Origin of the sequence: Clostridium magnum DSM 2767 (assembly GCF_001623875.1) — a bacterium.
Classification (GTDB): domain Bacteria; phylum Bacillota; class Clostridia; order Clostridiales; family Clostridiaceae; genus Clostridium_AM; species Clostridium_AM magnum.
The window spans coordinates 479,950-500,671 of sequence record NZ_LWAE01000003.1 but is presented as its reverse complement, the minus strand read 5'-3'; the positions used below and the strand labels follow the sequence as shown (position 1 = coordinate 500,671).

The following is a 20,722-nucleotide window of genomic DNA, read 5'->3' as shown; positions in this document are numbered from 1 at the left end:
AAGCACAACCTATCAGTTTCTTACTGTTATAAAATTTTTACCTTCTTCTATGCTTAGGAAAATAAAAGATTGCTATAATTATTATTAAGACAAGTAAAGGTGCTCCTAAAAATAATAATTTGAATATTATAGCAATGACTGCAATAGTTATACCTATAGGTATAAGAACTGCTAGTATAGGAAGTGCTAATAAACTAACAGCCAGTCCAGTAATAATGAACAATCCTATAAATATAAGAGTTATTAAAGTTATCATAAAAATTTCCCTCCAAAATTCAACAAACAAAGTTTTTTGAAATGTTTTATATAGTATATTATACTATATAAAAATGTAATTACAAACTCTATTTTTACTAATATATAGCTTTATTTGGGCTAAAGAAATAGTTGGTAGTAAACTGCTTTTAATTGCTTTTAAAAGCTAATAATTGCTTTAATATATGAAAAAGACAAATGAAGTGAAAAAATATATTCCTTACTAATTTTAAAAATAGTACTTTCATAAGGATAATAATACCTATTATATGCTTTAGAAAGATATAATAGATCTTGAAAAAGTTAGTTCGCTCTTGTTAACATTAAATCATATGTATAAATTTTATTACTAGGAAACTATAGCAAGTGATAGATAAAAGGTAGAAAAATGAGTATTCTTTATACAAAATGAAAATTTGATAATATAGGAAGAAATTTAAAGAAATTTAGAAAAATGCGCCGAAAAAGCATATCAAACTGACTGTTAGAGTTGTTGTGTAATTACTTAATATTTTTTATACTATAGAAGTTTGTTTATAACAAGTGTATATAAGAAAATATTGGTAGTATATGACAGGAGGAACTCGGATGAACCTATTTAGAAAAAGATCTATAGAAGACTTTAAAGAATCATCTCAAAGAAGTGGACTTAAAAAGAAATTAAGTTCTTTTGATTTAGCAGCTCTCGGTATTGGGTCAATCGTAGGCACTGGTATATTTGTTGCAACAGGCCAGGGGGCAAAATTAGCAGGCCCCGGTGTTACGATATCATTTATAGTTGCAGCAATCACAAGTGCACTTTGTGCTTTGACATATTCAGAACTTGCAACTATGTTCCCAGTTGCAGGAAGTACATATTCTTATTCCTATGTAGCCTTTGGAGAACTTATAGCATGGATTATAGGTTGGGATTTGATTCTTGAATATCTTGTTTCTGCAGCAGCTGTAGCTTCTGGTTGGTCTGGAGCATTTATAGGAATTTTGCAGGGATATGGTATACATTTACCCGAAATGCTTATAAAAACTCCACTGGCAGGTGGAATTATGGATTTGCCAGCTATCTTAATAACAGCGGTAATAACCTGGTTACTTTTTATTGGTATATCAGAAAGTGCAAAGGTAAATAATATTATAGTTGGAGTAAAGATATTTGTAATACTTGTATTTATAGTTCTTGGAGTAACCCATGTACAACCTGTAAACTATCACCCCTTTGCACCTTATGGATTTAAGGGAATAATGTCCGGAGCAGCAATTATATTTTTCGCTTTTATAGGTTTTGATACTGTATCTACTGCAGCAGAGGAAGCTGAAAATCCCAAGAGAGATATACCAATGGGATTAGCACTTTGTGTTATAGTTGTTATCATACTTTATTTATCAGTTTCATTTGTACTTACAGGAATGGTTCCCTATAAATTAATAGATGTGGATAATGCTCTTCCAGGTGCTCTGTCACGAATAGGAATTACATGGGGATCAACACTAGTTGCTGTTGGTGCAGTACTCGGGATGATTTCCACTCTTCTTGTCACTCTTTATGGACAAGTTAGAATATTTATGGTTATGTCAAGAGACGGATTACTTCCGAAATCATTTTCTAATGTAAATAAGAAATATGGTACTCCTGGAACTTGTACAATAATAACTGGAGTTGTAACAGCTATTATGGCAGGATTGTTACCACTAGAAATAATAATAGATTTATGTAATATTGGAACTTTATCTGCATTTATACTTGTATCCGTTGGAGTTATTGTTTTAAGAAAAACTATGCCGGATGTTGAGAGAAAGTTTAAATGTCCTGGTGTTCCTTATACACCAATCTTAACAATAATTTTCTGCTTCTATTTAATCTCAAGCTTAAGTATATTTACATGGATTAGATTTGCAGCATGGCTTGGTATTGGAGTTGCAATATACTTTTTGTATGGTATAAAACACAGTACATTGAATTTTAGCTCAGATACAAGAAAAAAAGAAGCTTAAAGTTAAAGGTAATGAATATAGCTTGTAAATTAGGTTATGTTTATTACCTTTAATATTTATGCAAAATATAATTTTAAAATAAATAGGAATTAAGATTTAAACTAATGGGAAAGCTATTATAAAAATATAATTTGCAAATATTATATTATAAAGTTAGGTGAGGCTATGTGAGATGAAAATTCAATCAAATATTTTTTGTTGTGACATAAAAATAGTCAATTGTGTAATAAATTAAATAGAAGAGAATTACCTTGCAAGAATCACATAAAGATACAAGTAAATGTATAAAAAGTATTGAATAATTATATGGATAGCTATATAATTATTCAGAGAAAGATTATTAAAGGAAACAGGCAGGGGGAAATTAGAATGATAAAAAAGAGTTTAAAGAAATTTATTGCAGTAGCATTAATAGTAGGATCAATATTCCCGTTTTCAGCTTGTGGGAATAAAGATAATACTGTAAAGAATACAGATCAAAGTTCACAATCACAAGTTATGCAGAAAATAAAGAAGAATGGAAAACTTGTACTTGGAACTAGTGCAGATTATCCACCATATGAGTTCCATAGATCAGTAAATGGGAAAGATGAAATTGTAGGATTTGATATTGAAATAGCAAAACAAATAGCAAAGGATCTTGGAGTACAATTAGAAATAAAAGACATGAAATTTGATGGATTATTAGCCGCTCTAGATCAAGGAAATATTGATTTAATTGTATCTGGAATGACTCCAACTGAAGAGAGAAAGAAGAATGTAGATTTTTCAGATGTTTACTATACTGCAGTTCAAACTATAATTGTAAGATCTGGAGATAAAGATAAAATTAAGACAGTTGATGATTTAAAAGGAAAGAAAATAGGGGTTCAAAAGGGAGCGATTCAGGAAGAAATAGCTAAAAATCAAGTTTCTGGTGCTGAAGCTGTGGCTCTTCCAAAAATATCAGACTTAGTTTTATCATTAAAAAATAACAGAGTTGACGCAGTAATCTTAGAATCACCAGTAGCTACTTCAAATTTAAGTGCTAATAAAGATTTAGTTTTCTCTGATATAAAGCTAAATACAGAAGATGCAGGTTCTGCTATAGCTGTTAAAAAAGGAAGTTCAGACTTAGTAAACGAAATTAACAAGACTCTATCTAAACTTAAGGCTGATAAGAGTATAGATAAATTTGTTACAGATGCTAATAATTTAGTAGAGACTAAATAGAATATTCTAGTTTAGGCTGAACATAAATGTTAGGCAATTGTTATTGCCTAACATTTACTTTGAAATTAATAATAACTTAAATATAAAAATACAGGGAGGAACAAAGTATTGGATTTCAGTTTTTTATCAAAATATTATTTATTCTTTATAGATGGAGTTAGGTTTACAATATTACTTGCATTCTTTACAGTGTTAATTGGATCTGTGCTTGGAATATTACTAGCCTTAATGAGATTATCTAATAAGAAAATTTTAAATGTAATATCAGCAGCATACATAGAATTTATTAGAGGAACACCAATCCTTGTACAATTATATATAGTATTCTATGGTCTTCCGAATATTGGTGTTACCCTACCAGATACTGTAGCAGGTATCATAGCATTATCAGTAAATAGTGCAGCTTACATAGCAGAAATAGTGCGTGCAGGTATACAAGCGGTGGACAAGGGTCAAATGGAAGCAGCAAGATCTATAGGGATGTCGCATACTATGGGAATGAGATTTATAATTATACCTCAAGCAATTAAAAATATATTACCAGCATTAGGTAATGAGTTTATAACAGTAATTAAAGAATCTTCTATAGCTTCTATAATAGGTATACATGAACTTATGTACAATGCAGATACAGTTAGAGGTAATATATTCAGACCTTTTGAACCTCTAATAGTTGCAGCATTTATGTATTTTATACTTACATTTTCATTATCAAAACTTGTAGGTGCCTTTGAAAGGAGAATGAAAACTAGTGATTAAGGTAAAGGATTTAAATAAAAAATTTGATAAATTGCACGTTTTAAAAGGAATAGATATACACATACAAAAAGGTGAAGTAGTTGTAGTAATAGGACCTAGTGGTTCAGGTAAAAGTACATTTTTAAGATGTTTAAACTTACTTGAAGAACCAACAGGTGGAGAAATTGTTTTTGAAGGAATTCCTATAACTGATAAGAAAACTGATATTAATAAGTTAAGACAAAAAATGGGAATGGTATTTCAGCAATTTAATTTATTTCCACATTTATCAGTGTTAGAGAACATTACTATAGGTCCTAAAAAGCTTAAGGGTATGTCTGTGGAAGAGGCTAATAAAATAGCTTTTGATTTATTAAAGAGAATAGGTCTTAATGATAAGGCTGATTATTATCCATCACAACTATCAGGAGGACAAAAGCAAAGAATAGCTATAGCAAGAGCACTTGCTATGTCACCTGACGTAATGCTATTTGACGAACCAACCTCAGCTCTTGATCCTGAAATGGTAGGAGAAGTTCTAGACGTTATGAAGGAACTAGCAGCAGAAGGTATGACTATGGTAGTAGTTACTCATGAGATGGGCTTTGCTAGAGAAGTAGGAGATAGGGTTATATTTATGGATGGAGGAGTAATTGTTGAAGAAAATACTCCAGAAAACATATTCCCAAATCCACAACATCCAAGAACTAAAGACTTTTTAGCTAAAGTTCTATAATAATCAAAGCACAGCTTCAAATAGGGCTGTGCTTTGCGTTATAGGTAAATACTTTATTTGGAGGAAATTATGAAGGGTTTGATATTAAAAGAAGTAGAAAAGATAAAATATAAACTTTGGGAGATAAACGATTATATCTATAACAATCCTGAGATAGGGAATGAGGAATTTAAGGCGGTAAAGGAGTTAGCTGATTTTCTAAGAGAAAACAACTTTGTAGTAGAGTTGGGAATTTTAGATAAACCTACATCCTTTAAGGCAACATATAAGAGTGATAGAAAGGGTCCTAATATAGCTTATTTGTGTGAATATGATGCTCTTCCTGAGATTGGTCATGGCTGTGGACATAATATGATAGGTACCATGGGTGTAGGCGCTGCAGTTGCGTTAAGTAAGGTATTGGATTCAATAGGTGGGCAAATTACAGTTCTAGGTACACCTGCAGAAGAATGTGATGGGGCAAAGGTTGAAATGACTGAAAAGGGAGTATTTGACGATGTAGATGTGGCTATGATTTTACACCCTTCTGATGTTACTTATGAAAGTGGCAAATCTCTAGCTATGGATGCTATTCAATTTTATTTTAAAGGAAAGGCCAGTCACGCTGCTGCTGAACCAGAGGCTGCAATCAATGCTCTTGATGCTATAATTCTCACCTTTAATGGAATTAATGCTTTAAGACAGCATATTCCTTCAGATACAAGGATTCACGGCATTATAAAAGAAGGGGGAGTAGCAGCAAATATTGTTCCAGATAAATCTATAGCACAATTTTATGTTAGAGCGAGTACAAGAGAAGCTTTAAACAAAGTAGTTGAAAAGGTGAAAAATATAGCTAAGGGAGCTTCACTGATGACAGGAGCAGAACTTGAAATTAGTAATTATGAAATTTCTTATGATAATATGAAAACCAATATAACCTTATCTAAGGTATTTAACAATAACTTAAAATATGTAGGAGTAAAAGACATACTTCCTGCTAAGGAAAGTTATGGATCTGTTGATATGGGGAATGTTAGCAATGTAGTACCGGCAATACATCCTTATATAGGAATAGGTTGTTTTAATACTGCAGCACATACTAAAGGATTTGCGGAGGCCACTGTAACTGATGCTGCACATGAGGCACTTGTTCAAGGAGCTTCAGCCCTTGCACTTACAGGATACGAGGTAATTAAGGATAGCGAGCTTTTAATAAATATAAAAGAGGAATTTAATACTAGATAATATAGTTAAGAATCAATATTTCCAACTAAAGAAGAAGTAGGGAAAATTAATTTGACACTAATTTACTATAATGGTATAATGTTAAACAGAGTGTGAAGGTCACACGAAGGGGTACACCACCACGGGTGTAGTTTTTCGTGTGGCCTTTTTTGCATATACGGAAAGAGGTGAGAAAATGATAAAAGTAAATGGAAAAGAAGTAAATAATGCAAGTGGAATTGCTTTAGATAAGCTTCTTATTGATGAAGGATATTCCCTTCAGAGAATTGCCGTAGAATTAAATGGTGAGATAATACCAAAGGCTCAATACGGTCAGACAAATATTAAAGATGGTGATTCTCTGGAGGTAATTAGTTTTGTAGGAGGCGGCTAATATGAACTTATATATAAACGGGAAAGGAAGGGCAACGGATTGCTGTACTCTGCATTCGTTAAGGAAAGAGATATGTTCAGAAGATTCCTCAATCGTTATGATTTATAACGGATTTCAAACAGAAAATGATGTTCAATTATGTGAGGATGATAACATATCTTTTATAGAAAAGGGGGTAATGCCTTCAGAGGATGAATTGGAAGCATTAATGGTGTCAAGACATACACCCTATGTTCACGAAAAAGTAAAGAAAGCAAGGGTTGCAATTGCAGGTCTTGGTGGTCTGGGTTCTAACATAGCAGTGGCTTTGGCAAGAACCGGTGTAGGACATCTTCACCTGGTAGATTTTGATATAGTGGAGCCAAGTAATTTGAATAGACAAGCATATAAAATAAGTCATCTTGGGATGAAAAAAACAGAGGCGTTAAAATTGGAGCTTAAAGATATCAATCCTTATATTAAAATTACTACTGATGATATCAAAGTGACAGAAGAAAATGCTGTTTCTTTGTTTGGAAATTATCCAATTGTTTGTGAGGCCTTTGATAGACCTGAATACAAAGCAATACTGGTAAATACCTTACTAGAGCAGAAACCAGAGATCAAATTAGTAGCAGCTTCTGGATTGGCAGGCTATGAAAGCAGCAATATTATTACAACCAGAAAAGTCTTTAAGAATTTTTATTTATGTGGAGATAGAGAAACAGGTGCTGAGCCAGGAAGAGGGCTGATGGCACCTAGAGTCAGCATCTGTGCTGGTCATCAGGCAAATATGATTTTAAGATTAATTTTAGGTATAGAAGACGTTTAAAGGAGAAGATGAAAAATGAAAAAAGATACATTAATAATTGGAGGACATGAGTTCTCATCAAGATTTATACTAGGTTCAGGAAAGTACAATTTAGATTTAATTAAGGCTGCAGTAGAATATGCCGGTGCACAAATGATTACTTTGGCAGTAAGACGTGCAAATACCAATGGAACTGAAAATATTTTAGACTATATTCCAGAGGGTGTGACTTTACTTCCAAATACATCTGGGGCGAGAAATGCAGAAGAAGCGGTACGAATTGCAAGACTAGCAAGAGAAGTTGGCTGCGGAAACTTTGTAAAGATTGAAGTTATTCGTGATTCAAAATACCTGCTTCCAGATAACTATGAGACTATTAAAGCTACAGAAATTCTTGCAAAGGAAGGATTTATAGTAATGCCATATATGCACGCAGATTTAAATGTGGCTCGTGATTTAGTTAACGCAGGAGCAGCTTGTATCATGCCCCTTGCATCACCAATTGGTTCAAACAGAGGACTATCTTCAAAAGATTTTATAAAAATATTGGTAGATGAAATTGATCTTCCTATTATTGTGGATGCAGGAATCGGGCGTCCATCTCAAGCATGTGAAGCTATGGAAATGGGTGTTGCTGCAGTTATGGCTAATACTGCAATTGCAACTGCTGGTGACATTCCAATTATGGCAGGTGCTTTTAGACAAGCTATTGAAGCAGGACGAGCTGCATATCTTTCTGGATTAGGTCGAGTACTAGATAGAGGTGCGGCTGCATCTTCACCATTGACTGGATTTTTGGAAGAATAGGAGGTGCAATTATGAGCGAGGAACGTATAAATCATATGGAGTATATGCCAGGAATGGAAGTGCTCCAATCAGATGTAATGGATCAGGTTATTAGTCGTATGGAGGCCTATGATTATAACCAATATACAGCAGCAGATGTACAAAGAGCTTTGAATAATCATTCTCGTACAGTAGAAGATTTTGCAGCTTTACTATCCCCTGCAGCTGGTCCGTTTTTAGAGCAAATGGCTCAGCATGCACAGGAAGAGACAAGAAAGCATTTTGGTAATTCTATTTACATTTTTACACCTTTATATATTGCTAACTACTGCGAAAATTACTGTATCTACTGTGGTTTTAACTGTCACAATAAAATACGTCGTGCAAGATTAAATGCAGAGGAAATTGAGAAAGAATTGCAAGCAATAGCTAAAACTGGTTTGGAAGAAGTATTGATTCTTACTGGTGAAAGCCCCAAAATGTCCGATGTAAAATATATTGGAGAGGCATGTAAAATAGCGAGAAAATACTTTAAGTTGGTAGGTTTAGAAGTATATCCGATGAATTCTGACGAATATGAATATCTTCATCAGTGTGGTGCAGATTTCGTCACTGTATTCCAGGAAACATATAATTCAGATAAATATGAGACTCTTCATTTAGCTGGAAATAAGCGTATATTTCCATATAGAGTTAATGCTCAAGAGAGGGCATTAAAAGGTGGAATGAGGGGAGTTGGCTTTGCAGCGTTACTTGGACTGGATGATTTCCGTAAAGATGCCTTTGCTACAGGATTACATGCTTATCTTCTTCAAAGAAAATATCCACATGCAGAAATAGCATTTTCCTGTCCAAGACTTAGACCGATTATTAATAACGATAAAATTAACCCTAAGGATGTTCATGAACCTCAACTTTTGCAGGTGATTACAGCATACCGCCTATTTATGCCTTTTGCCAATATTACTATTTCAACTAGAGAGTGCCAGAGATTCCGTGATAATGTAATTGGGTTAGCAGCCACTAAGATTTCAGCAGGTGTCAGCACTGGAATTGGAAGTCATGTTGAAGAGGTTAATGATAAGGGCGATGACCAATTTGAAATTGCAGATAGCCGATCTGTAGAGGAAGTATATCAGGCGATTAAAGACCGTGGCTTGCAGCCAGTAATGAATGATTATGTTTATGTATAAATCATCTAAAAAAACCCCTTAATTAAAGGGGTTTTTTTATTTTATAAGTTACTATTTTTAATTCTATTATTAGTTAATTCTTAAAAATTATTTTTTGTTAAAACAAAATCGCATAGCATTAAATTTTAAGTGATGCTATTTAATGAATAACTTATTGCCAAAATGGTTAAAAGGTATATAATGATATTATAAATTAAAATATTTAGAAAGGAGTTTTGCATGAGAGAAACCTTAAGACAATTATCCAATAGACAGTTAGAAACATTAAATGTAATTCATAAGAAAGGGCTAATTACAAAGAAAAATTTGCAAGCAATAACGGGTATGACATTAACTACTTTAAATAGGGTAATGAAAAGTCTTGAAGATAAGAAATTAATAATAGAAGTGGGTACATCGGAATCAACTGGGGGTAGAAAAGCGGTAGAATACGGTGTGGCAAAAACAGGAGTATATGTTATAGGAATTGATATATCAAGAACATACGTAAAGCTGATTATATCAAATCTGAAAATGACTATAATAAAAAGAGAAGAGTTTTCTATGAATGATAGCTTTTCACCAGAAATAACCGTTGAAAAAATTATAGGTTTAATAGATCAGAAACTATTAGAGTTATCAATAGATAAAAGTGAAGTGTTAGGCATAGGGGTAGGTACTGTAGGACCATTGGATAGAGAAAAAGGTATTATGATAAACCCTAAAAATTTCTTTAATGAGAACTGGAGCAACGTTTCCTTAAAGGAGATGATTGAGCAAAAAACTTCGATTCCATGTTTTATAGATAATGGAGCTAATGCTGCTATTTTAGCTGAATACCTATTTGGTAATGGTAAAGATTTGAAGAGTATTGTATATATACATTGCGGAATTGGAATAAGATCAGCAGTTATAACCGACAGAATTATTATTAGAACAATGAATGATTCTGAAGATGCCTTTGCCCATATGATTGTAGAGTCAAATGGCGAAAGGTGTATTTGTGGCAACAAAGGATGCATAGAAAGTTATTCATCTATAGAAGCAATGATAAAAAGGTTTAATTTAAGAGTAAAAGGATCTAATAATGACGAAGAAATAAGAGAGGAAGATTATAAGAAAATATTTGATTTAGCACTTCGAAATAATGAGTTTGCTGCAGAAATTATTAATAAGGGTGCTGAAATTTTAGGCATTGGAATTGCTAATCTTGTGAGGATATTAAATCCTCAATTAGTAATTTTGTGCGGACCATTAATTAAAAATTATAAGTTGTACTATGATATGTGTATTAATACATTCCATAAGATTAATTATTTAAATAATGAGGTTATATTTAGTAAAGGTGGGAGGTTTAAAGAAGATGCCATTGCAATAGGTGCAGCCGCAATGGTAATAGAGCATTATATAGCAAAATGAGGAGGTAAAATTCAATGAGTAGTATTATTTTATTTATTGTTATAGGTTGTATCGCAGGTATTTTGAGTGGATTATTTGGTATAGGTGGCGGAATTATAATAGTACCTGCACTAATTTATCTATGTGGATTTAGTCAGTTAAAAGCCCAAGGTACATCACTTGCTATTTTGTTACCACCAGTAGGTATACTTGCTTTTATAGATTACTATAAAAAAGGTTATGTTAACGTTCAAGCAGGAATATTAATATGTATTTTTTTAGTGATAGGATCAGTTTTTGGGGCTAAGTTGTCTCATGTTATACCAGTAGATATGATGAGAAAATTATTTGGAATCTTAACGATGTTAATATCTATTAAATTAATTTTTGGTAAATAAAGATTATTGGAGGTGTTATAACTGGTTATGGTTATTGCAAAACAAAGGGGTTAGATTTTTTAGCATATTTAGATTTAATAGTACCAGTAATTGCACTTGCTCAAGGTTTTGGAAGAATTGGCTGCTTTGGAAGAGAAACCGATAGTGTTTTAGAGTGAGGCTAAAACTAATAACACATATTATAATGTTCAAAGGAGCTGTTCATAGCGATTTGAAAAATCGCTATGAACAGCTCCTTTATTTACGTATTTTAATATTCAATAGATTTCTTAGGACATTTATAAACACATCTGCTGCACTGGATACAGTCGTGGTGATTTATTGAGTCGTCTTTGTATTCATAAGGAGCAATGCCCATTGGACAACTTTTTTCACAGAGTTTACAGGATACACAACTTGTATTAACCTTCAATAATGCAGCACCATTTTTCTTATTGTTAAATCGGGAAACTAAAGCTGCTATACTTCCCATAGGACAGAAATTACACCAGGTTCTTTCATTGTAAAATAAGGATAGTACTATTCCAATTATAGTAGTGACAACTATTAGTCTATAGATTACAAAGCCCATGCCATAAAGGTTACCCCAGTTTTTCACCATACCAGTTGTAAACATAGTAAGCATTAGAATAGTAACAAATGCTCTGAAAAAAGATGATTTAATAAATTTAGGTACTTTTTTCTTATTGCTGAATTTTGATACTACATTATCATAGAAACTTCCTCGTGGACATAGATTTCCACACCAGAATCTTCCCTTAAAGAATGAAACAACAATTGGCGCAAACATACATAGTGTTGCAATTAGTCCAATTCTAAAATCAAACAAACCTATGATTATAAAAGCAATTAACAGTATATAAGAATATTTCTTCCAATAATTTAAAATAGGTTTCATAAAAATAACCTCCATAATATAATAATGTTATACCCCTATAGGGTATATTGGTATTATATTATAGGAATTTTTATGTGTCAATCTGTCAGGGTTCATTTATTGTTATTCATAAGGGGTTTTCTTAATATAGATTCCGATATCTCCCTATATCTTTATATTGCGATATAAGGATGTATAGTGACTTCCAGTAGTGAGTACTCCCTAAGTTCATCTATGTTTGAAATTTATTTATTAAAAGTAATGGATTTTGTAGGACAGGTATTAATGCAGGTTCCACAAGAGAAACAATCTGGTTTAATTTTATCTTTACTTAATATACTTTTCATAGCATTGGAAGGGCAGGCTGCTGCACATTCCTTGCAATTTATACATGTGGTAGGGTTCACTTTAATTCTAAACCTGCTGAATTTTTCAACAGTCCATCCTAAAAGACCAAAAGGACAGAACAGGTGACACCAAGGTCTGTAAATAAAAAGGCTGCTTATTAGAATTAGGGATATAAAAACAATACCTATTGATGTTAGAGCTGTTGGTTTAAATATAGTAAAAGGATTGATTGCTTCAATAATATCAAAGAACCACACAAAAGCAATTAAAGTAAATAGAATGAAAAATACAATTCGTAGTGTGTTAGAAACATAAAATGGAATTTTATATTGTTTAAAAATTCCCTCTCTATCTTTAGAATCTCTATTTAGGCGAAAAATGAAATCCTGAAGAGTACCAAGCTGGCATGCCCATCCGCAAATAAATTTGTTTGCAGCAACTACAATTCCTAAAAAAACTAGAAGAGCAATGACTCTAGGCGGAAATAAAATCCCCTTTATTGCAAAATTACTTACCATATCTTTAACTGTTGACATTGAATTTGGCTCAGGTCCGAGTATTACTCCAAAAATTAGAGTAGAAGATAGAAGTATGTATTTACTTAAAGCAGGTGACATTTTGTTTTTTCTCAATAAAAGAAAAACAACGATCATAAATACTGTCCATAGGATAAACTTTGCTACAATTAATACTACATTTTTGGAAGCTTCTTCTGCCTTAAAGTTTAAAGTCTTTTGTATCTTTGAACTTGCATCCTCTTCACTTATACCAAGTTCTCTCAATGTTTTTTCTTTACTACTGCTGTCCTTTATTTTTAAAGCATTTTGAATTAGTTCCTCTTGCTGATTGTTTTTACTAGCGATAGTGGCTATTGTCATATCTTCACTTACTATAATTTGTTTAGGGACATACAGTTTTTCTATATGTCCTCCAAAACGTTGTGAAATAAAGAAGGAAAGAGCAAAAATTATTGTAACAGTACTAAAAAATGATAGAATGACGCTTAATTTTGAATTCTTCATAGCACATAGTTCCTTTCAAAAATCTTTTATTTTAAGCTTTCTCTAGCTGTTTCAACTTCAAAATCTGGTACAAAGCTTTTAACATCCTTTAATTTAGTTTCCTTTGGCACTGTAGTAGGTATATTTAACTTTTTATATAATTCACCTATATCCATTTTTAAAGCAGTGGCAACTTCTTGGATAGTCATATAACCTTTAATTTCTTCCGGATTAAGAGTTTTAGAAGAAGTTACTGGTGCTGGAGTTGTTTGGTACACATTAGTCAGCTTAGTAATTCCAATACCACCGAAGAATATTGAAACTACAATAACTAGTACTGTTAAAGGAGCTATTCCTTTACCTAAGAATTTAAATTTAAGAGTATTCTTCTTTGGACAAGAGAATATACAGCTTTGGCAATTTAGGCATTCAGCAGATTTAATTGTTTTCATTTCAGAAACCTTAATGTTTGCAGGGCAATTTTTATTACATAATCCACAATTTACACAGGTATTTTCATCTCTAGTAATTTTGCTAGGGCTTACTTTTGATAATATTCCATAAAAGGCACCCATAGGGCAAAGATATTTACAGAAGAATCTATCGTATAACAGTGAACCAATAATTGTAACTAGCAATAATATAGATCCAACTGGGAACTCTTCTATAAGAGCAACAGGGCCTTCAATTACATGTCCATAGGCAGCCCATGGATCATAAGGTGACATCCATAATCCTGCAGTTTTCCATCCATAGTACAGGGTTACAAAGAGAACAACATATTTTAAATATCTTAGAGGATTGTCTATTTTTTTAGGTAACTCAAATCTTTTCTTAAAAAGCTTTTTGCCAAGCTTGCCGAAAAGTTCTTGAATAGTTCCAAAGGGACAAATCAGACCGCAGAAGCTTCTTCTAAAGATAAGTGCAAGGATCAATGTTAACCCCAGCAGGATGAAGGTACTAGAGAAAATCTTTTGTATAAAGGTACCGTTAAAGATTAAACTATACAAAGATTCTAGTGCACCATATGGACATAATGCATGGATTGAGGCGTAGTCTTTACCGCCAATAGCAGCATGTAAGTAGGATTGTATAGTAACAAAAATAAGAACAGCAGCTAATATTACATAACGAAGACTTTTAACTAATTTATTTTTCATAATTACTTATTCACTCCTTTTGATAAATTTTCACGAGTTTGAGCATCAGTATTTTCATCTTCAATAATTTCTTTAATATTGAATAATTCTGCAGTATCTATTTCACATTTTGTGTATCTTTCAAGAAGTATCAAGGAATATGGGCTTAGAAACTCATATTTTTCAATGATAACTTTACGTTTAACATAGTCATCGTAAGTAATAAGTCCTTCAGCATATTTTCCATTCAAAATATCTAAAAGTTTTATAAAATACCTGGTAGGGGGAACTGGTTTGTGTTTTGAGACTAAATATATAATTAATGCCATTAGAAGTACTATTATAGTCATAATATAGGGACTATATAAACCTAATCCTGAATAGTAACCGTGTCTCATAGCTTCACTCCTTTATATTTTTGTAATTTGAATCATACTGCATATTAGCTTCTTCCTTGTTTGCAATTTCATTATAGCAACCTTATTATCTGAAGTTGTGAAATAATTATGGACTTTATATATTTTTAAATACAATGGAATAAAAACTTGAATTATATAGGAATATTAGAGTGATTAGTTATGGGATAAAGCAAAAATAAATAAAGGTGAATGGGATTTGTAGTCCATTCACCTTTATTCATATAGATTATATTTTATTTAAGGCTTCTTCACATAATTTTTAGGATTAGGAGATTTTACAACAAAGAATTCAAGCAAATCTTCATCAAAATTATTTACATTCATTTTAATATTGTAGGGTATGTTAACAATCTGTCCACTATCATATTTATGTGGTTCCTGATCACCAAGTTTTAAGGTTAAAGTCCCTCTTATAATAATCATATACACATTTGAATTTGAATTGTGTTCAGGAAGGCCTGACCCCTTTGGAAGAACCATATGATTAATTGCTGAATAATCATCATCAATAACCTTTTCTATATTTTTTGTCTCTGTAGTTGAAAAATTATAAACTTTCTCTAGCATAAAAAAGCTCCTTTCATTTTAATATTTTTTATAGTATACTTCTTTTTAGAATTATAAAAAGTAACCATGGTAACTAATTTGAGGTGATTTAAAATAAACTTATATAGATATATAGATGTGATTTCTAATATTAGCCTTTTTAAAAGCTTTGCAAAGGAAGAGCTGATTAAAGTATTTGATACATGCAAACATAATATAAAAAAGTATGAAAAAGACCATGTTATTCATCTTGAAAATTATATATGTGATAATATAGACATTATTCTAGAGGGGAAAGTATCAGTTCAGAAAATAGATGAAAATGGCAGTGTATTGACAATCAATGTTTTCTCTGATAGAGATATTCTTGGAGAAAATCTTATATTTTCAAGTAGAAGTTATTATCCTATGACCATAACTTCTATGTCCGATGTCACTATACTTCATATACAAAAAGAATCAATACTTGATTTATGTGAAAAGAATCCAGTATTTATGCTTAATTTAATAACTGCAATTTCAGATAAAACCATTATTTTAACAGATAAAATAAATTCCATAACCTTAAAAACTATAAGGCAATGTATAATAGATTTTTTAAAATATGAATACCAAATACAAAAAAGTGATGTGATTAAACTTGGTATCTCTAAAAAAGATTTGGCTGAAAGACTAGGTATACAAAGAACATCATTAAGCAGAGAATTAAATAAAATGAGGGAAGATGGATTATTAGAATATGATGCAAAGACTATCACACTTAAAAAATTGATATTCTAAATTAGTGAGTATAATCTAAAAACCTAGAAGTACAAATATAATCATAATGCAAGCGAAGTAGAAACCTATGAACCTACATTATGACTATATCCTATAGCCTAAATTTTTTAATTTTTCATAATTGGTAAATAGATTTTTATAGTTGTGCCTTTGTTTAATTCACTATGGATAGAAAAATCACCCTGTAATAGTTCAATTATCTTTTTAGCGATGGAAATTCCAAGGCCAGTACCACTGTTTGAGGAACTTCTTGAGCTATCTGCCTTATAAAATCTTTCGCCTAAATGCTCAATATTACAGAAATCTATACCCACTCCTTTATCTCTAATAAGAACGAGGATGGAGTAATTATCCAATATAGATTTGATTAGGATTTCACTATTAAAAGGGGAAAATTTAATGGCGTTATCTAAAAAGATTAAAAATAGTTGCTTTAATTTATCGTAGTCGCTAAGTAGTGGCGGAAGACTACTATCTAAATCCAGAACTAACTTTATATTTTTATTCATAACTAGAGGTCTTATAGTTCTAGACATGTCATTAATAAGTGAGTTTGTATCGATTTTACTAAAACTCACCTGAACTCTACCAGACTCTAATTTACTAAGTTCTAGTAAATCTCTTACCATTCTTTCAAGTCTATTGGTTTCTTTCAAGAGCGTTATACAGCTTTCAGGAACTTGCGATGGAGAAATCATACCATCAACTATAGACTCTAGGTTTCCTTTCATTATAGTGAGCGGTGTTCTAAATTCATGAGATACGTTTGAAACAAAATCTTTTCGCATCTGTTCCAGAGCCTCTTTTTCACTTATATCCTGTATTAGAATTACCATACCAATGACTTTATCTGAGTCTATGCTAATTGGTGATAGGGAGAAATTAAGGGTTTTATTATGAAGCTTTTTTGATATAGCTTCCTTCTTATTATTGGTTATAGAATTTTTAATAAAGCTTTCCAAATCTAAAGCTTTTAGAACTGTTTTAATCTCAGGATTTAATTCACTTACGTTATAGGATAAAAGCCTTGCAGCAGAAGAATTAATATTTATTACCTCAAGCTCAGTGTCTAAGGCAATAATACCATCGCTCATACTAGTTATAATGTTACTAAGCTTTGTTTTCTCTTCAGTAAGTCTACTAATTGTATGTTTAAGCTTTAGTGACATCAAGTCAAAGGTGGAGGCTAGTTCACCAACTTCATCCTGAGAATAGATATCTGTCTTAATTCCATAGTTGCCTCTTGCCATTTCAAGTGCTGTAGAATTTATTTTTTTTATTGGTTTTGATATACCTTTAGAGAAATAATACCCCATAAAACCAGCAATAAATACTTCACCGATAAGAGCTAAGATTAAATATAAAAAGAAGTTATCCATAGAACTTGAAAGATCAGCAACAGAGGAATGTAGAAGTACAACTCCAATTACTTTACCAGTGCTGTCCTTAACAGGGGTTGAGATTGTCATCATTTTTTCTTCATAATATGGATTTAACAATTCATCGGAGCTTTCTATACTTTTTAGTCCATTTATTATAAGTAAATTATAGGCTTCTTTTATAGTGGCATTATCAATAGAAACTGATACATCATTTTCATTTTTAGAGATAGATGATAGTCTTTTTTCAGTGTCAACTATCCAGGTCTTTGAATTTGGAAGGGAACCTACAATGTTAAAAATATTTTTCTCATCCAGCAGAGTAGTCTTTTTCTGAAGCAGGGGAGATACAATATCAGAAATCTCATGGGCATGTTTTTTCATATTGGTTCTTTTAACCTCATATATATTATTTTTAAATATACTCAAGGCAATGATACCAATTAAAAGTGTTGAAATTACAACTATAGTTAAGAAACCAAAAGTGAGCTTTAAAGTAATACTTTTCTTAAACATCCTTCACCTCAAATTTATAGCCTAATCCCCAAATGGTTTTAATATCCCAATAGTATTGCCCATCCAATTTAAGTTTTGCCCTTATTCTTTTAATATGGGTATCAACAGTTCTAGGATCTCCAAAATAGTCTACTCCCCAAATGCTATCTAATAAGGAATCTCTTGAAAAAACAGTATTAGGAGAGCTTGCAAGGAGCCATAACACCTCAATTTCTTTTTTAGTTAAGTTAATGAATTGGTTTTCTAGCTTAACAGAGTAATTATTTATGTCTATTTCAAGAGGGGGATATTTTATTATAGTAGGCAAAGCTTTTTCTGAAGGCTGTATTCTTCGAAGAACTGCTTTTATTCTTGCCACTACTTCACCAGGACTAAAAGGCTTTACAATATAGTCATCTGCACCGTTATCCAGAGATAATATTTTATCAGCATCTTCACTTTTGGCAGTAATCATTATTATTGGAGTATTGGATTCTTGTCTGATTAGCTTACAGACTTCAGTTCCATCTAGTACTGGCATCATAATATCCAGTAAAATAAGATGAGGACTATAGGTCTTAAATTTTTCTAATGCATCTTTTCCGTTTAAAGCAGTAACAATAGTAAAACCTTCTTTTTCAATATAAGGCTTAAGAATTTTTATGATTTCAATATTGTCATCTGCTATCAAAATATTTTTATTCATATATAAGTATCACCTTCCTTTGACAATCTCTCCGATAACTATAGGCTCATTGGATTCCTTCAAGTTTTACTTCATTATATCATTCTTATTGTCTTTAAATGTGAAATAATTGAGGAATTTATATAGTTTTTAATAAAATAAATTGTGATAAAAATGTGATTAAATTATAGACATCATTTTTACAAAAATGACACAATCAGGACACTTTTTTATTCAAAATATATTTTATTATTGTATTGTACCCAGGAGGTATTAATTAAATATATTGGAGGAATTAAAATGAAAAACAAAAATTTAATCATAGCTTTAACAATGACTATTGCGGTAGGTATAGGAGCAACAGCATATGCAAGTACAGGATCAACTAATAGTACTAATGTAACTAATAGTACTTATCAAAGGGTTGGACTTGTAAGGGTTACCGGCATGAGAGGATATGATTACGTACAGTCAATTTTAAAGAATAATCTTGGAATGACAGATAAAGAGATAACAGATGGACTTAACTCAGGAAAGTCCATGTATGATTTAGCAAAGGAAAAAGGCATGACAGAAGAACAGTTTAAAGCAGCATTACTTGAGGAAAGAAATAAAGCTGTAGACAAGGCTATTGCAGATGGAAAGATAACAAAAGAGGAAGGCGTGGCAATGAAAGAAACATTGAAGAATAATCTGGAGAACTGCACTGGAATTCCAGGTGAAAGAATGGGTAATAGGGGAAGAGGAAAAGGCCAAATGGGTCATGGAGTTAGAGGAACAGGAAATTGTTATATAAATAATGTAGAGTAATAATAAAGGAGAATGGGATTTAGTGATCCATTCTCCTTTGCCTAGCATAGTAATAGGGATTTAAAGTGCTTGACATTTGTAATTGGATTGATATAATTATATTAAAGATATACCCTTACGGGGTAAGGGTAAAGTGTAAAAATGGAGGAAATATTATGAGTAAAATGATTAATATTACTAATAAAGCAGCTGAAAAATTAAATGAAGTTATACAAAAAGCTGATAGTCCTGAAAAAATAATGTTAAGGGTAACCTTTGCTGGTTATGGCTGAGGAGGCCCTAAGTTAGGAGTAGCTCTGGATGAGTTAAAGAATGATAACGATGTAGTTGAGGAAGTAGGAGATATAAAAGTTGTTTATGACTCCATGCTTGAACCATATGTAAATGGCATAGTTATTGATTATTCAAATAGCTTCTTTAACCGAGGATTTTCTATAAGAGGAGGAAGTTCTTCATCTTGTTAATAGATGAAAAAGTGGGTAGTCATCGGATAAATAGTGAAGGATGTGAATTGATTAAGATGCACAAATTTGATATTAAAAATTTAGAAAAACTAGACAATTCCAAAAGAAGAGAAAGTATGCCACCTGAAGAAACCTTAAAAAAGTTTAAAATAGGGGATAGGGGTACAATGCTTGATATAGGTTGCGGTATAGGTTATTTTACTATACCAGCGGCAAAAATCCTCACTAAGGGAAATGTGATTGGCGTAGATATAATGCCAGAGATTCTTGATATCGCAAGAGAAAAAGCAGGAGAAATATCAAATATAGAGTTCAAAAAAAGTGAGGAATATTCTTTTCCTGAAGAAGATAGTTCTATTGATTATGTTTTTGTATGTAATGTTGTTCATGAAATAGAGAATAAGGTAAGATTTTTCACTGAGGTAAAAAGAGTGTTAAAAAATGAAGGATACATTTATATAATTGACTGGGAAAAAAGAGATATGAAAGCCGGTCCACCTGTAAATGAAAGATTCTCAAAGGAAGAAGTAAGAGCCTTAGTTGAGCCTTTAGGTTTTACATTTTTAGAGGAAGTAAATATTAATACTGAGCATTATGGGTTAATATTTAAAGTATGATGAAAAGCTCTATAGATAGCTAAATTTAAAACTAAATTACCTATTTGTTTTGGTAATAGTGCTAAATATAGAGCTTTTGATATTTTAA

At 31.8% G+C, this 20,722-nt stretch carries 24 protein-coding genes; 16 read left to right on the top strand and 8 right to left on the bottom strand.

Going from position 1 to position 20,722, the window contains the following annotated elements; translation table 11 throughout:
- Window positions 1–37: 37 nt before the first annotated feature.
- The gene (locus CLMAG_RS15770) at window positions 38–256 is read right to left on the bottom strand and encodes a hypothetical protein (protein WP_066624433.1); all 219 of its coding nucleotides are present in this window, start codon (window positions 254–256) and stop codon (window positions 38–40) included.
- A 587-nt stretch (window positions 257–843) separates the two neighbouring features.
- Between CLMAG_RS15770 and CLMAG_RS15765 the strand changes: the two genes are divergently transcribed.
- The 12 genes from CLMAG_RS15765 to CLMAG_RS30845 all read left to right on the top strand — a co-directional run bounded on the left by CLMAG_RS15765 (window position 844) and on the right by CLMAG_RS30845 (window position 11,232).
- Entirely contained in the window at window positions 844–2,244 is a 1,401-nt protein-coding gene (locus CLMAG_RS15765) for an APC family permease (protein ID WP_066624431.1), read from the top strand.
- Between the two features lie 369 nt (window positions 2,245–2,613).
- Window positions 2,614–3,456 carry an ABC transporter substrate-binding protein gene (locus CLMAG_RS15760; RefSeq protein WP_066624429.1) on the top strand — a complete coding sequence of 281 codons (843 nt, stop codon included), beginning with the start codon at window positions 2,614–2,616 and terminating at the stop codon, window positions 3,454–3,456.
- A gap of 108 nt (window positions 3,457–3,564) precedes the next feature.
- Window positions 3,565–4,215, top strand: coding sequence for an amino acid ABC transporter permease (locus CLMAG_RS15755; protein WP_066624427.1), 651 nt, complete (start codon window positions 3,565–3,567; stop codon window positions 4,213–4,215).
- Complete coding sequence (locus CLMAG_RS15750; protein ID WP_066624425.1) at window positions 4,208–4,930, top strand: amino acid ABC transporter ATP-binding protein; 723 nt, start codon at window positions 4,208–4,210, stop codon at window positions 4,928–4,930. The genes CLMAG_RS15755 and CLMAG_RS15750 overlap by 8 nt, the downstream gene beginning before the upstream one ends.
- A 69-nt stretch (window positions 4,931–4,999) precedes the next feature.
- On the top strand, window positions 5,000–6,157 hold the full coding sequence (locus tag CLMAG_RS15745; RefSeq protein ID WP_066624423.1) for a M20 family metallopeptidase: 1,158 nt from the start codon (window positions 5,000–5,002) through the stop codon (window positions 6,155–6,157).
- A 175-nt stretch (window positions 6,158–6,332) separates the two neighbouring features.
- Window positions 6,333–6,530, top strand: coding sequence for a sulfur carrier protein ThiS (thiS, locus tag CLMAG_RS15740; RefSeq protein ID WP_066624421.1), 198 nt, complete (start codon window positions 6,333–6,335; stop codon window positions 6,528–6,530).
- 1 nt (window position 6,531) lies between these two features.
- A complete protein-coding gene (gene thiF / locus CLMAG_RS15735) occupies window positions 6,532–7,341 on the top strand; it encodes a sulfur carrier protein ThiS adenylyltransferase ThiF (protein WP_066624419.1) in 810 nt (269 codons plus the stop codon).
- A 15-nt stretch (window positions 7,342–7,356) separates the two neighbouring features.
- Window positions 7,357–8,127, top strand: coding sequence for a thiazole synthase (locus CLMAG_RS15730; protein WP_066624416.1), 771 nt, complete (start codon window positions 7,357–7,359; stop codon window positions 8,125–8,127).
- An 11-nt stretch (window positions 8,128–8,138) separates the two neighbouring features.
- Complete coding sequence (thiH, locus tag CLMAG_RS15725; protein ID WP_066624414.1) at window positions 8,139–9,299, top strand: 2-iminoacetate synthase ThiH; 1,161 nt, start codon at window positions 8,139–8,141, stop codon at window positions 9,297–9,299.
- Window positions 9,300–9,518: 219 nt separating this feature from the next.
- On the top strand, window positions 9,519–10,697 hold the full coding sequence (locus tag CLMAG_RS15720) for an ROK family protein (protein ID WP_066624412.1): 1,179 nt from the start codon (window positions 9,519–9,521) through the stop codon (window positions 10,695–10,697).
- A 14-nt stretch (window positions 10,698–10,711) separates the two neighbouring features.
- A complete protein-coding gene (locus CLMAG_RS15715; protein WP_066624410.1) occupies window positions 10,712–11,074 on the top strand; it encodes a sulfite exporter TauE/SafE family protein in 363 nt (120 codons plus the stop codon).
- Window positions 11,071–11,232: a prolipoprotein diacylglyceryl transferase family protein gene (locus CLMAG_RS30845; protein ID WP_082831975.1), complete on the top strand. Its 162-nt coding sequence runs from the start codon at window positions 11,071–11,073 to the stop codon at window positions 11,230–11,232. Before CLMAG_RS15715 ends, CLMAG_RS30845 begins: the two co-directional genes overlap by 4 nt.
- Window positions 11,233–11,324: 92 nt before the next feature.
- Here CLMAG_RS30845 and CLMAG_RS15710 read toward each other — a convergent pair whose 3' ends face one another.
- From CLMAG_RS15710 to CLMAG_RS15690, 5 genes are all read right to left on the bottom strand, one after another.
- Window positions 11,325–11,972, bottom strand: coding sequence for a 4Fe-4S binding protein (locus tag CLMAG_RS15710; protein WP_066624408.1), 648 nt, complete (start codon window positions 11,970–11,972; stop codon window positions 11,325–11,327).
- 224 nt (window positions 11,973–12,196) lie between these two features.
- Complete coding sequence (locus tag CLMAG_RS15705) at window positions 12,197–13,321, bottom strand: 4Fe-4S binding protein (protein ID WP_066624405.1); 1,125 nt, start codon at window positions 13,319–13,321, stop codon at window positions 12,197–12,199.
- A 26-nt stretch (window positions 13,322–13,347) separates the two neighbouring features.
- The gene (locus CLMAG_RS15700) at window positions 13,348–14,460 is read right to left on the bottom strand and encodes a 4Fe-4S binding protein (protein WP_066624403.1); all 1,113 of its coding nucleotides are present in this window, start codon (window positions 14,458–14,460) and stop codon (window positions 13,348–13,350) included.
- A gap of 2 nt (window positions 14,461–14,462) precedes the next feature.
- Entirely contained in the window at window positions 14,463–14,837 is a 375-nt protein-coding gene (locus tag CLMAG_RS15695) for an SHOCT domain-containing protein (RefSeq protein WP_066624402.1), read from the bottom strand.
- Window positions 14,838–15,095: 258 nt separating this feature from the next.
- On the bottom strand, window positions 15,096–15,425 hold the full coding sequence (locus tag CLMAG_RS15690) for a cupin domain-containing protein (protein ID WP_066624391.1): 330 nt from the start codon (window positions 15,423–15,425) through the stop codon (window positions 15,096–15,098).
- Between the two features lie 117 nt (window positions 15,426–15,542).
- Here CLMAG_RS15690 and CLMAG_RS15685 point away from each other — a divergent pair, with 117 nt between their 5' ends.
- Window positions 15,543–16,184 carry a Crp/Fnr family transcriptional regulator gene (locus CLMAG_RS15685; RefSeq protein WP_242873048.1) on the top strand — a complete coding sequence of 214 codons (642 nt, stop codon included), beginning with the start codon at window positions 15,543–15,545 and terminating at the stop codon, window positions 16,182–16,184.
- A 107-nt stretch (window positions 16,185–16,291) separates the two neighbouring features.
- Here CLMAG_RS15685 and CLMAG_RS15680 read toward each other — a convergent pair whose 3' ends face one another.
- Complete coding sequence (locus CLMAG_RS15680) at window positions 16,292–18,079, bottom strand: ATP-binding protein (protein WP_066624385.1); 1,788 nt, start codon at window positions 18,077–18,079, stop codon at window positions 16,292–16,294.
- Window positions 18,072–18,764: a response regulator transcription factor gene (locus CLMAG_RS15675; RefSeq protein WP_066624383.1), complete on the bottom strand. Its 693-nt coding sequence runs from the start codon at window positions 18,762–18,764 to the stop codon at window positions 18,072–18,074. The genes CLMAG_RS15680 and CLMAG_RS15675 overlap by 8 nt, the downstream gene beginning before the upstream one ends.
- Before the next feature lie 279 nt (window positions 18,765–19,043).
- Between CLMAG_RS15675 and CLMAG_RS15670 the strand changes: the two genes are divergently transcribed.
- The 3 genes from CLMAG_RS15670 to CLMAG_RS15665 all read left to right on the top strand — a co-directional run bounded on the left by CLMAG_RS15670 (window position 19,044) and on the right by CLMAG_RS15665 (window position 20,634).
- Complete coding sequence (locus CLMAG_RS15670) at window positions 19,044–19,553, top strand: hypothetical protein (RefSeq protein WP_066624381.1); 510 nt, start codon at window positions 19,044–19,046, stop codon at window positions 19,551–19,553.
- Window positions 19,554–19,717: 164 nt separating this feature from the next.
- Window positions 19,718–20,017, top strand: coding sequence for a HesB/IscA family protein (locus tag CLMAG_RS34755; protein ID WP_341420342.1), 300 nt, complete (start codon window positions 19,718–19,720; stop codon window positions 20,015–20,017).
- Window positions 20,011–20,634 carry a class I SAM-dependent methyltransferase gene (locus CLMAG_RS15665; RefSeq protein ID WP_242873047.1) on the top strand — a complete coding sequence of 208 codons (624 nt, stop codon included), beginning with the start codon at window positions 20,011–20,013 and terminating at the stop codon, window positions 20,632–20,634. The genes CLMAG_RS34755 and CLMAG_RS15665 overlap by 7 nt, the downstream gene beginning before the upstream one ends.
- Window positions 20,635–20,722: the final 88 nt, after the last annotated feature.